We start from the raw sequence: 12139 nt of genomic DNA, 5'->3' as shown, positions 1-12139 counted from the left end.
ATGCATTTTGAAACAGTTATTGGACTAGAAGTCCATGTTGAGTTAAAAACAGAATCTAAAATGTTCTCTGCATCACCAAGACATTTTGGAGCAAAACCTAACTCAAACACAAGCGTAATTGATCTTGCATATCCTGGTGTGTTACCAGTTGTAAATAGACGCGCTGTTGATTGGGCTATGAGAGCTTCAATGGCAATCAATATGGATATTGCAACAGAATCTAAATTTGACCGTAAAAACTATTTCTATCCAGATAATCCAAAAGCATATCAAATTTCACAATTTGATCAGCCTATTGGTGAAAATGGTTATATTGATATTGAAGTTGATGGTAAGACAAAACGTATCGGCATTACACGTCTTCACATGGAAGAAGATGCTTGGTAAATCAACGCATAAAGATGGATACTCTTTAGTAGATTTAAACAGACAAGGTACACCATTGATTGAAATTGTTTCTGAACCAGACATTCGTTCACCAGAAGAAGCATATGCATACTTAGAAAAACTACGTTCTATTATTCAATATACTGGCGTATCTGACTGTAAGATGGAAGAAGGCTCACTACGTTGTGACGCTAACATCTCATTACGTCCATATGGCCAAGAAGAGTTTGGTACTAAAGCAGAGTTGAAAAACTTAAACTCATTTAGTTTTGTACGTAAAGGTCTTGAATATGAAGAAAAACGTCAAGAAGAAGAACTATTAAATGGTGGAGAAATCCTACAGGAAACACGTAGATATGATGAGTCAACTGGTAAAACAATTTTAATGCGTGTTAAAGAAGGCTCTGATGACTACCGTTACTTCCCAGAACCAGACATCGTACCTTTATATGTGGATGAAGCTTGGAAAGAGCGTGTACGTCAAACAATCCCAGAATTACCAGATGAAAGAAAAGAAAAATATGTGAACAACTTCGGCTTACCCGCTTATGATGCGCATGTATTAACACTTACAAAAGAAATGTCTGATTTCTTTGAAAGTGCTATTGCTGAAGGTGCAGATGCTAAATTAACTTCTAACTGGTTAATGGGCGGCGTGAATGAGTATCTTAATAAAAACCAAATTGATTTATTAGATACAAAATTAACACCTGAAAACTTAGCCGGAATGATTAAATTAATTGAAGATGGCACAATGAGCAGTAAAATCGCTAAAAAAGTGTTCCCAGAACTCGCTGAAAATGGTGGGGATGCGAAACAAATTATGGAAGATAAAGGCCTAGTTCAAATTTCTGATGAAGCTACACTTTTAAAATTTGTAAACGAAGCGTTAGACAATAATGAACAATCAGTTGAAGATTACAAAAATGGTAAAGGTAAAGCAATGGGCTTCTTAGTTGGTCAAATTATGAAAGCTTCAAAAGGCCAAGCCAATCCTCAATTAGTAAATCAATTGTTAAAACAAGAATTAGATAAAAGATAATTAAAAATGCGTTGGATTTTAGTGTAATGTGATGATTAAATAACGTATTACAACAATAGATATAGCAGAACCTGTAGAACGTTTTTGTCTACAGGTTCTTTTACTATTTATACGATATTATATATATTCTGTAAAATTTGGCCTAAATACTTTTATCATTTATCTAAATCATATAATATAGACATTGAGTATAAGAAGTCGAGGGATAAAATATGAGAAAACGAGCTAGAATCATTTATAATCCAACATCTGGAAAAGAATTGTTTAAACGTACCTTGCCAGATGTTTTAATTAAATTGGAAAAAGCAGGGTTTGAGACAAGTGCATATGCAACTGAAAAAGTTGGAGACGCAACTTCAGAAGCAGAACGCAGTTTAGAACAAAACTATGATGTATTAATTGTCGCTGGTGGTGACGGTACGCTTAATGAAGTCATAAATGGTATTGCAGAGCAGCCGAACAGACCTAATATAGGCATTATACCTATGGGGACAGTAAATGATTTTGGACGTGCACTACATTTGCCAAATGACATTATGAGTGCAATTGATGTGATTATAGAAGGCCATACAACAAGGGTTGATATAGGCAAGATGAATAGTCGTTATTTCATAAATTTAGCTGCCGGTGGTCAATTAACACAGGTTTCTTATGAGACGCCAAGTAAATTGAAATCCATCGTTGGACCGTTTGCCTATTATATAAAAGGTTTTGAAATGTTACCTCAAATGAAAGCTGTCGATATTCGTGTAGAATATGACGATGAAGTTTTTCAAGGGGAAGCATTATTGTTCTTATTAGGTTTAACGAATTCTATGGCTGGTTTTGAAAAATTAGTGCCAGATGCTAAGTTAGATGATGGTTATTTTACATTGATTATCGTTGAAAAAGCAAACCTTGCTGAATTAGGACATATAATGACCCTAGCTTCTAGAGGAGAACATACTAAGCATCCTAAGATACATTATAAGAAAGCCAAATCCATTAGCGTATCATCATTTGTAGATATGCAGTTAAACGTAGATGGTGAATATGGTGGTAAATTACCAGGCAATTTCTTGAATTTAAAACAACATATCGAAGTATTTACGCCAAGTGATATTAATAATGATGAAATAGTTGAACAATAAAAGTAGGTTTCGTATAATATTACAAAATCAATTTGAAGAACTTAAGTGTTTCAAGTTAAAATGAATAATCGAAAAAATTAAAGATACAGAATAAACTGAGAGGTTAGGTAAAGACATCAAATATCCTAACCTCTTTTAGTGTGGGGTGAAGTCATGGATGCAATTCAAAAAAATGAGGTCATAGAAGGTAAAGTTATAGATTTAACACATGAAGGACATGGTGTTGTTAAATTAGATCGCTATCCTATATTTGTACCAAATGCATTGATTAATGAAACAATAGAATTCAAAGTGATAAAAGTTAAGAAAAATTTTGCAATAGGTAAGCTAATTGAAATTAAAAAAGAGAGTGAAGAACGTGTAGAACCACCATGCGTTTATTACCATAAATGTGGTGGCTGTCAGCTACAACATATGACTTATCAAGCGCAATTGAATATGAAAAAAGAGCAAGTTGTCAATTTGTTCCACCGTAAAGCAGATTTTAAGGACACAATTATTCACGATACGATTGGTATGGATAATCCTTGGTTTTATCGTAATAAATCTCAAGTCCCAGTTGGTAAGAACAATGAAAATAAAGTGATTACAGGATTCTATCGTCAAAGAAGTCATGACATTATAGATATGGATGAATGTTTAATACAAGACAATATGCATCAAGATGTGCTGAATCAACTCAAATTATGGTTCAATGAATTAAATATCAGTATATATAATGAACGTAAAAAACAAGGCCTTATGCGTCATGTCGTAATTAGAACAGGACACCATTCTAGAGAACTGATGGTTGTATTTGTTACAAACGGCAAGAAATTCAAACAAAGTGATGTGCTTACAGAAAAATTAGTAGCAAGCATTTCCAGAAATAGTGAGCGTCAAACATAACGTGAATGATACACATTCGAATGTCATTATGGGTGAAACGTCATATACGCTATATGGTAAAGATGAAATTCAAGATACACTTTCAGATGTAACATTCAAAATCAGTGATCAATCTTTTTATCAAATCAATTCTATTCAAACTGAAAAATTATATCAACGTGCAATTGAGTATGCTGAACTTAAAGGTGAAGAAACAATACTAGATACTTATTGTGGTATAGGTACAATTGGATTATACATGGCACCGAAAGCGCAACATGTCTATGGTGTTGAAATTGTCCCAGAAGCAATTGCAGACGCTAAGCAAAATGCGACCTTAAACCAGTTCGAAAATACTACTTTTGTCTGTGGTAAAGCTGAAGAGGTTATTCTAAAATGGAAAGCACAAGGCATTAAACCAGATGTAGTAATGGTTGATCCACCTCGAAAAGGCTGTGACGAAACTTTCTTGGAAACACTTTTAGAATTGAACCCAAGAAAGATTGTCTATATTTCTTGCAATCCATCAACGCAACAACGTGATGCGCAAAAATTAGCACAACAATATAAATTAACACAAATTACGCCAGTAGATATGTTTCCACATACCACGCATGTTGAAACAGTAGCACAATTTGAAAGACGCTAAATTATAATATTTTATATTTAGGTGGCTTAACGTGAATATTGGATTTGTGTGAATTTAATTAATAAGCTGTTTACTAATTATTGCAAAATATTGCAGAACAAGTAAGTTTGTTAAAATTCAATTACAAGCAACTAACTTACTTGAAAAGCCCATCATTAGTGGTTACAATCGTTGTATAGTCTAGGTAATAACGATGACGATGACACGGAGGGTTGACACATGTTCAAGATTGATTTGTTCTCTAGCAAGAAAATGCTCGGAAGGTTTTATACTTTTTCAATTTACAATAGTGATGGTTAGTATATTATTATCTTATAAATTTGCTTATTCATTTACACACATTATAGAACAAAATATTATATTAAATTTAGTATACGGTATATTAGGATTTGCAGTTGTTTATTTCTTACATGAATTTATTCATAATATAATGTTCCGTTTGTTGTCAAAAGGCAATAAACCTACTTTCCAGATCCGCCAAGGTTTAATTACTACTCATATGCCAAATGTATATTTTAAAAAATGGCAATACATCACTATCATGTTAGCTCCCTTAGTCGTTATTACAACAGTGTTGATTATATTATTCTCATTTTTTGCATATTCATCTATGATATTTATAGCGAGTCTTCATATTGGATATTGTGTAATGGACATGTATTTCTTAACAGGCGCATTTAATAATAAAGTGCAATATATTGAAGATACAGAAGAAGGTATAATATTTTATTCAGAGAGTCCAGTGACACAAATACAGGCTCAGACAGAAGTGAAATAAACATAATTGAATTTATAAATTTTAATCTGAGTTAGTTGTTTACTTACAGAGAGATGTTGACGATTGTGTTCAGCAGTCGTTTGTTCTGATAAGAGATAACTGGCTCTTTTTTTGTGTTACTTGAGCAAATTATAAGAAAATACATATTTTAAAAGTTAAGATTGAACTAATATTAATCATTGTATCCAGACGATGAAGGAGGCGAGTGCATTGTCAGAAAGACGTATTATCCATATCGATATGGACTATTTTTTTGCGCAAGTAGAAATGAGAGATAATCCAAAGTTAAAAGGGAAGCCTGTGATTGTAGGTGGTAAAGCAAGCGGTAGGGGCGTAGTTTCAACAGCCTCATACGAAGCTAGAAAATATGGTGTACATTCTGCAATGCCCACTGCACAAGCACATAAGTTATGTCCAAATGGTTTTTATGTTACGCCAAGATTCGAAGCGTATAAAGCAGCTTCAGAAAAGATTATGAAGATATTTAAGAGTTATACTGATGTTGTAGAACCATTGTCATTAGATGAAGCTTATTTAGACATTACACATTTAGTTAGAGCAGATTTACCTGCATCAAGCATTGCTCAATATATACGTAAAGATATTTTTGAAGCAACACAACTGACTTCTTCTGCTGGTGTATCTTATAATAAATTTTTGGCTAAATTAGCGAGTGGAATGAATAAGCCGAATGGGTTAACAGTAATTGATTATCATAATGTACACGAGATATTAATGGGATTAGATATAGGCGATTTCCCTGGTGTAGGTAAAGCTTCCAAACAGAAAATGCATGATAACGCAATATACAATGGTAAAGATTTATACGAACAAAGTGAAAGAGAATTAATAAGACTTTTTGGTAAACGAGGACATGGGCTGTATAACAAAGCGAGGGGTATAGACTATAATCCTGTTAAATCAACAAGAATAAGGAAATCAGTTGGAACAGAGCGGACTTTTGCGACGGATATGAATGATGACGATCAAATATTACAAAAAATATGGGAATTGAGCCATAAAACAGCTGAACGTTTAGCTAAGTTACAAAAATCCGGTAAGACAGTTACAGTAAAAATAAAGACGCACAAATTTGAATCATTATCGAAACAACGAAGCTTAAGAGATCCTGTCAGAGATGAAACGGATATTTATAATATAGCTTATACTTTATATACAGAATTAAAAGATCCAGATGTGCCCATTAGGCTAGTAGGTGTAACGGTAGGTAATTTAGAAAAAGCATCTTATGAAAACATGACAATTTATGATTATATTTAAAAAAGTGAGTTCAAATTTGAAGCTAACTTCATTAATCTTTATCCTTTAAATCTTTGCCATAAATATTAAGCATACTATTTAAATCATCATAGTGTTTTAAAAGGCGAAATGTGATCATTGCACAAGCTTTCGCATCATTTAATGCATCATGATGACCATGAAAATCTAAATTATAATATTGCATCATATAATTTAAGCCGTAGCGATGGTTCTGTATTGTTCTTCTTGATAGTTGTAATGAACAGAAGTATTTCATATTTGGCGTATCACTACCTATAGCTTTAATACTTTCATGCAGGACACTCATATCAAAAGCAGCATTATGTGCGACAACTGGTAGGTCGTCAATGAATTGCATCATAAAAGGGTATACTTTTTTAAACGTGGGAGCGTCATAGACCTCATCTGGTTGTATACCATGTACAGCAATATTTTGTTGTGAAAAGTAATCGTTTGGATTAACTAATGTGTAAAATGATTCAGTGATTTGGTGATTAACAACTTTAACCATACCAACTGAACAGATACTTGTACGTTTACCATTAGCAGTTTCAAAATCAAGGGCAATAAATGCGTCAGAATTCATTAAGCAAGATTCCTTTCTCATGTGTGAATATGATATGACTTTATATAAATATGTGCTTAGAGTCAAGTTAATCAGACTTTAACAAGGCAAATTACAAGCGCATAATAAACATAAAAACTCATCCCAGATTTAAATTGGGATGAGTTTTTATTGAGACAATAAACTTAAGTTATAATATGAAGATTACTCTTCGTCAAATGAACGTGCGGCTAATTCTTTCTCGTATAGGTAAAGTGTATTGCTGTCATCACCGATACGTTTTAGGTAATCAAGGTGTGTTTCAAACATCGCTTCTTCTTCTACTTGTTCGTCTAAGAACCAATTCAAGAATGAAATAGTAGCATAATCTTTCGCTTGATTAGCTAAATCTGATAAATTATAAAATCTACGTGTAACATCTTGTTCTTGCGCTAAGCCATCTTGAAATGTTTCCAAGATACTTGAGAAATCTGATTTTGGGGCAGGAATCGTTGCAAATAAAGCGTGTTCTCCACGGTCATTGATATAATCATATATTTTTTTACCATGGAATCTTTCTTCTTTCGCTTGTTGAACATAGAAATTCGCAAAACCTTCGTATGATTCTTTGTCGCAAAAAGCGGCCATTGCCATATACGCATGTGCTCGCAAAATATTCATGATTCATTTGTTCATTTAATGCATTTAACAATTCTTTGTTTAACATAAGTAATAGCCTCCATGTATGTTTTTTTCAGTATAGCAAATCTATTCTCATTAGTAAATAATAATAATTATAATCTAGAAAAAAGACATGATTATTTCAATTGAGAATTGTTTGGAATACAACTTAATCATGTTATAATATTTGAGTGAAGAGTGAAGGAGGAAGTACATGAGACATTGGACTGCAACCCACTTAGCAAAATTGGCTAAGCAAGCAAGTAAAGCTGCTGGGAAAAAGGGCACAGACTTGCCAGGTCAAGTTGCTAGAAAAGTGGATAAAAATATTTTAAGAAAATTAGCATCACAAGTTGATGAAATTGTCTTTATAAGTGGCACAAATGGGAAAACAACCACTTCAAATTTAATTGGCCATACATTAAAAGTAAATGATGTCGACATCATACATAATAATGAAGGCGCAAATATGGCTGCGGGTATTACTTCAGCATTTATTTTGCAAATTAAACAAAGCACAAAAATTGCAGTCATTGAAATTGATGAAGGCTCGATTCCAAGAGTACTCAATGAAGTAACACCAACAATGATGGTGGTTACTAATTTCTTCCGTGATCAGATGGACCGTTTTGGGGAAATAGATATTATGGTAAATAATATTGCAAATGCGATTAATAATAAAGGGATTAAGTTATTGTTAAATGCAGATGATCCATTTGTCAGTAGATTGAAGATAGCTAGTGATACAGTTGTATATTATGGGATGAAAGCACATGCACATGAATTTGAACAAAGTACAATGAACGAGAGTCGCTATTGTCCAAATTGCGGTCGTTTATTACATTATGATTATATTCAATATAATCAAATTGGGCATTATCATTGTGAATGTGGATTTAAACGGGAGGATACTAAATACGAAGTGTCTGAATTTAATTTAAATCCATTCATTAATTTAAATGTAGGAACTGCTACTTTCAATATGAAAATCGCGGGAGACTTTAATGCTTATAATGCGATTGCGGCTTATACAGTGCTAAAAGAATTAGGACTCAATGATGAAGGTATAAAACGTGGATTTGAGACATATACGTCGAATAATGGACGTATGCAGTACTTTAAAAAAGACAGTAAAGAAGCAATGATTAACCTTGCCAAAAACCCTGCCGGAATGAATGCTAGCCTTTCTATAGGAGAACAACTAGAAGGTAGCAAAGTTTATGTCTTAGGATTGAATGATAATGCAACTGATGGTAGAGATACTTCTTGGATTTATGATGCTGATTTTGAAAAATTAGTAAAACAACAAATCGAAGCAATTATTGTTACAGGGCTACGTGCAGAAGAATTGCAGTTAAGGTTAAAGTTAGCAGGTGTAGAAGCACCAATCATTTTAGAAAGAGACATATATAAAGCGACAGCAAAAACGATGGACTATAAGGAAAGTTTTACAGTAGCTATTCCTAACTATACTTCTCTAGCACCTATGTTAGAACAATTAAATCACTCTTTTGAGGAGGACAAAGCTAGATGAATGAATTGACTGTTTATCATTTTATGCCTGATAAATTAAATTTATACAGTGATATTGGGAATATTATCGCGTTGAAACAACGTGCAAAATTGCGTGATATTAAATTGAATGTTGTAGATATAAATGAAACAGAGGGCGTTACTTTTGATCAATGTGATATTTTCTTTATCGGTGGCGGTAGTGATAGGGAACAAGCACTAGCTACTAAAGAATTAAGCAAAATCAAAACGACATTAAAAGAAGTAATTGAAGACGGCATGCCTGGTTTGACAATTTGTGGTGGTTATCAATTTTTAGGAAGTAAATATATTACGCCAGATGGTACTGAACTTGAAGGACTTAATATTTTAGACTTCTATACTGAGTCACAGAAAGAGCGTCTAACTGGAGATATTGTAATCGAGAGTGAAACGTTCGGTACAATCGTTGGTTTTGAAAATCATGGTGGTCGTACGTATCATCCATACGGCACTTTAGGTAATGTCACACATGGTTATGGTAATAATGATGAAGATGCTAAAGAAGGCATCCATTATAAAAATCTATTAGGGACTTATTTACATGGGCCTATTTTACCTAAGAATCATGAAGTGACTGATTACTTACTAGAAAAAGCATGTGAACGTAAAGGTATACCATTTACGCCTAAGCAGGTAAATAATACTGAAGAAGAAGCCGCCAAACAAGTAATCGTTAATCGTGTAACACAAAAACAGTAATAAGCAAAAAAATAAAGTGGCTGTTAGAAATCCTATTGGAAATCTGACAGTCACTTCTTTTATTTTTGAAAATCTTTTGAATTTCAATGCGTAAGACTTAACTACACAAGTGTTACGCAAAACGATGATCCAATATACGATAGATTAATAAAATTTCATAAATTAGGTGACTTTTTAATTGATTGTCATCAAATTCGTCTAATCCTTTAACAGAAGTTTTCAATAATGAAGCAGATTGTTGTTGACGCTCAAAAGATCCAGTAGTGTATATGTCATTAATACTTTGAGCAATACTTAAGATGGCTATTTTTTCTTCATTCGTAAATTGGATATGCGTGCCTTTAGGTAAATAGACTAAGTTTGATAAATGCGTAATAAATAATCTATTTGTATGTGTACGTGTTGTTAATGATTTTAAACGTATCCATTCTGAATCGTGATGTTTGTGATAGCTCAGCTCATCCTTTTGATAAGAAAGCAATGTCTCAACCTTTTGATTTAAATCTAACAATATATTTAATTGTTGGTAAGGCGCACCTTTAGTAAATTTGCCTAACAGTAACTGACGCATACGATGATGAAAGAGACCGTACATTTTAGACTCTACTTTATTTATTGAAGATTCAAGTTGGTCATAATATTTTGGTGGGAATACAACAAAGTTGACTAAACCAGCCGTAACCAGACCAATAATTGCAGTTAATAGTCTTGAGAAAAAGTTGAAGAAATAAGCATCATGTATACCGGGTATCATAGCCATTGCTGTTAATGTTGCAACTGTGGTTCCGGCTTGAAGTTTTAACTTAGTACAAAATATTATTGTAAATGTAGCACTAAAAGCATAGGCGAAAGCAAATTCGTCGCCAAAAATAAATGTAAAAATAACTGCAAAGAGTGCGCCAATTACCGTAGCCGGAAGTCTACGATATCCTTTTTTAATGATGCCTTCGCAGTGGGTTCAATTGTGACAATAGCAGTTAAAATTGCGAAAATAGGATTTAAATCTAATGCCAAACAAAAAAATGCGGTTAAAAAAGTAGCTAACCCAGTTTTAATTGTTCGTGCACCTATTAGTCCTTTATACCAATTGTTGCTCATAAAAAAACTCCTAGTCATGTTATGTATCAGAAGAGAATTAACACGAATTACAAAAGTAGCCATGTTATTCATATAATCAAAATGTTAAACTATACGTGTTCAAATATTCTAATTTATTATATCAAAAAAAGTCTGCTATAATAAGAAGGAATATAATTTACAAAAAGGAACGGGATAATATGATCGTAAAAACAGAAGAAGAATTAACAGCTTTAAAAGAAATTGGTTATATTTGTGCATTAATTAGAGATACTATGCAAGCAGAAACAAAGCCAGGTATCACAACAAAAGAGTTAGACGATATTGCAAAAGAGTTATTTGAAAAACATGGTGCACTTTCTGCTCCAATCCATGATGAAAAATTTCCAGGACAAACGTGTATCAGTGTTAATGAAGAAGTAGCACATGGTATTCCAGGCAAACGTAAAATACGCGAAGGTGATTTAGTTAATATCGATGTTTCAGCCTTGAAGAACGGCTATTACGCTGATACAGGCATCTCATTTGTAGTTGGTGAAGCGGACAACCCATTGAAACAAAAAGTCTGTGATGTAGCGTTAGAAGCATTTGATGCGGCTATGACAAGAGTTAAAGTAGGTGGGAAGTTAAGTCAAATCGGTAAAGCAGTTCATGCTACTGCACGTAAAAATGATTTAACAGTTATTAAAAACTTAACAGGTCATGGCGTAGGACAATCACTTCATGAAGCACCAAGTCACGTGATGAACTATTATGACCCTAAAGATAAAACTTTACTTAAAGAGGGTACAGTGATTGCAGTTGAACCATTTATTTCTTCAAAAGCAACATTTGTGACAGAAGGCAAAAATGAATGGGCATTTGAAACGAAAGATAAAAGTTTTGTTGCTCAAATTGAGCATACTGTCATCGTTACCAAAGATGGACCAGTGTTAACTACTAAAATAGATTAGATAGTGTTTCGGTCTAAAGTCCTAATATAAGATGGTTCCGGAGCCTATACCAATGGTTCCGGATATTCTTTATAATAGAGTTTAATCGATCATGAGGTGATTCTATGAATTATATTACGTCTTATTTAGAAAAGATGACAAAACACACATTTCGCACAAGCATAGTGGAGTACCAACGTTTTCTTGATAAAAAATTGAGAAGTGTTGAAATGTATATTAAATACTTAATTGAAAGAAAGGGTAATGTAGGCAGTTTAATTGATAGACTGACATTATCATTAGAAAATAAATATATTGATATGTTGGATAACGAGTACATTGATTGTGCCGAAGAAATAGAACATAAAGATATAGAGCAAATAAAATGTGAATTAAATGAAATGGAAGCAGACTACGCTCGTATTGAAACCGATTTATCACAACAAGCAACAGAGAGAGCTAATATTGAAACTGAGTGTGATCTAATCGAACGCATTAGTTTAGTCGCTTGAAGAAAG

The 12139-nt window shown here is 33.1% G+C and carries 9 protein-coding genes and 4 pseudogenes; 10 read left to right on the top strand and 3 right to left on the bottom strand.

The genetic code is table 11. The features are described from left to right. From gatB to dinB, 5 genes and pseudogenes are all read left to right on the top strand, one after another. Positions 1-1429 (top strand): annotated as a pseudogene (gene gatB / locus ABLV95_RS07365) (Asp-tRNA(Asn)/Glu-tRNA(Gln) amidotransferase subunit GatB). Positions 1430-1641: 212 nt separating this feature from the next. After that, complete coding sequence (locus ABLV95_RS07360; RefSeq protein ID WP_460876722.1) at positions 1642-2559, top strand: diacylglycerol kinase; 918 nt, start codon at positions 1642-1644, stop codon at positions 2557-2559. A gap of 153 nt (positions 2560-2712) precedes the next feature. Next, a pseudogene (rlmD, locus tag ABLV95_RS07355) lies at positions 2713-4075 on the top strand (23S rRNA (uracil(1939)-C(5))-methyltransferase RlmD). A gap of 292 nt (positions 4076-4367) precedes the next feature. Beyond that, complete coding sequence (locus ABLV95_RS07350; RefSeq protein ID WP_460876720.1) at positions 4368-4853, top strand: DUF3267 domain-containing protein; 486 nt, start codon at positions 4368-4370, stop codon at positions 4851-4853. 210 nt (positions 4854-5063) lie between these two features. After that, the gene (gene dinB / locus ABLV95_RS07345; RefSeq protein WP_046466247.1) at positions 5064-6134 is read left to right on the top strand and encodes a DNA polymerase IV; all 1071 of its coding nucleotides are present in this window, start codon (positions 5064-5066) and stop codon (positions 6132-6134) included. A 31-nt stretch (positions 6135-6165) separates the two neighbouring features. Here the strand turns inward: dinB and ABLV95_RS07340 are convergent, their stop codons facing one another. Together ABLV95_RS07340 and ftnA are read right to left on the bottom strand one after the other, a co-directional pair. After that, positions 6166-6720 (bottom strand): 3'-5' exonuclease, encoded by a 555-nt coding sequence (locus tag ABLV95_RS07340; protein WP_046466246.1) that lies wholly within the window; start codon positions 6718-6720, stop codon positions 6166-6168. A gap of 183 nt (positions 6721-6903) precedes the next feature. Further along, positions 6904-7405, bottom strand: a pseudogene (gene ftnA, locus ABLV95_RS07335) (H-type ferritin FtnA). Positions 7406-7573: 168 nt separating this feature from the next. Between ftnA and ABLV95_RS07330 the strand changes: the two are divergent. Together ABLV95_RS07330 and ABLV95_RS07325 are read left to right on the top strand one after the other, a co-directional pair. Next, complete coding sequence (locus tag ABLV95_RS07330; RefSeq protein ID WP_460876717.1) at positions 7574-8893, top strand: MurT ligase domain-containing protein; 1320 nt, start codon at positions 7574-7576, stop codon at positions 8891-8893. After that, on the top strand, positions 8890-9612 hold the full coding sequence (locus ABLV95_RS07325) for a lipid II isoglutaminyl synthase subunit GatD (RefSeq protein WP_427706953.1): 723 nt from the start codon (positions 8890-8892) through the stop codon (positions 9610-9612). The genes ABLV95_RS07330 and ABLV95_RS07325 overlap by 4 nt, the downstream gene beginning before the upstream one ends. A gap of 112 nt (positions 9613-9724) precedes the next feature. Here the strand turns inward: ABLV95_RS07325 and ABLV95_RS07320 are convergent. Then, positions 9725-10668 (bottom strand): annotated as a pseudogene (locus ABLV95_RS07320) (FUSC family protein). On the opposite strand from ABLV95_RS07320, the gene ABLV95_RS07315 reads away from it, so the two are divergent. The 3 genes from ABLV95_RS07315 (at position 10577) to ABLV95_RS07305 (ending at position 12133) form a co-directional block, all read left to right on the top strand. Continuing rightward, positions 10577-10786 carry a hypothetical protein gene (locus ABLV95_RS07315; protein ID WP_460876765.1) on the top strand — a complete coding sequence of 70 codons (210 nt, stop codon included), beginning with the start codon at positions 10577-10579 and terminating at the stop codon, positions 10784-10786. The pseudogene ABLV95_RS07320 and the gene ABLV95_RS07315 sit on opposite strands and share 92 nt — an antisense overlap. A 103-nt stretch (positions 10787-10889) precedes the next feature. Further along, entirely contained in the window at positions 10890-11642 is a 753-nt protein-coding gene (map, locus tag ABLV95_RS07310; RefSeq protein ID WP_046466242.1) for a type I methionyl aminopeptidase, read from the top strand. Positions 11643-11746: 104 nt separating this feature from the next. Next, positions 11747-12133, top strand: a complete 387-nt coding sequence (locus ABLV95_RS07305) for a hypothetical protein (RefSeq protein WP_427706957.1) — start codon at positions 11747-11749, stop codon at positions 12131-12133. Positions 12134-12139: the final 6 nt, after the last annotated feature.

The organism is Staphylococcus sp. Mo2-1, from assembly GCF_046721385.1.
Taxonomy (GTDB): domain Bacteria; phylum Bacillota; class Bacilli; order Staphylococcales; family Staphylococcaceae; genus Staphylococcus; species Staphylococcus equorum_A.
This window is presented reverse-complemented; position numbering and strand designations above follow the sequence as displayed.